This is a genomic window from Vibrio sp. D173a (assembly GCF_030248475.1).
Genome location: NZ_JAHGAH010000357.1, coordinates 1 through 631, shown reverse-complemented (window position 1 = coordinate 631; position 631 = coordinate 1). Strand labels below are relative to the sequence as shown.

Annotated in this window: 1 protein-coding gene; it reads right to left on the bottom strand. The window is 43.9% G+C overall.

Annotated elements, in window-relative coordinates; all coding sequences use genetic code 11:
- Window positions 1-257: 257 nt before the first annotated feature.
- Window positions 258-631, bottom strand: a 374-nt coding sequence (locus KIV40_RS25800; RefSeq protein WP_285352042.1) for an MltR family transcriptional regulator, incomplete at its 5' end; no start/stop codon positions are given.

The window sequence follows — 631 nt, the reverse complement described above, 5'->3', positions numbered from 1 at the left end:
TTCATCAAGCAGATACCAGCTATCGATAACTTGAATTCAGGGCTTAGAGAGAATAACAGAGTAGAAATTTGAGGGCGTGGAGAGCAGTAACCAGAGCGAAAGGGAATTCTAAAACAAATAGATAAACAAGAAAGCGAGCTTTCCCCAACCTAAGCTGGCAACCCATAGGGGAAGGTTGAACTGAGCCGAGCTGACTACACTCAAAGGCAATAGCTCAGAGAAAGGGAAAGCGGTGCAATTAGACAGATGAAATGAGACTAAACGATCAGTGCGTTATCACGGCAGAGTGTATTAATGAGATCGGTAATCGCCAACACGATGGTCGACTGAACTTTTTGATTATGGCGACCTATAAACATATCGAGCATTGGGCCCGACATCGACTCCACCATTTCCGCATCGTACTCAATCGGCATAATCTTTTGAATGGCATGGGTTCTATTCAGTTCAAACAGAACATTAGGGTCAGTAAAAGAAACCTCATCACCTTGGATTTTTGCCCACTCTTTCAAAGTAACAAAAATCTCTAGGTCATCGTAAACCTCTTTACTGATCACACCCAAGCCCAGAAGCAGTTTTGCGCGTACCATTATCTCACCAAGCGGACCACCGCTATTAAGTAAGGGTTCGA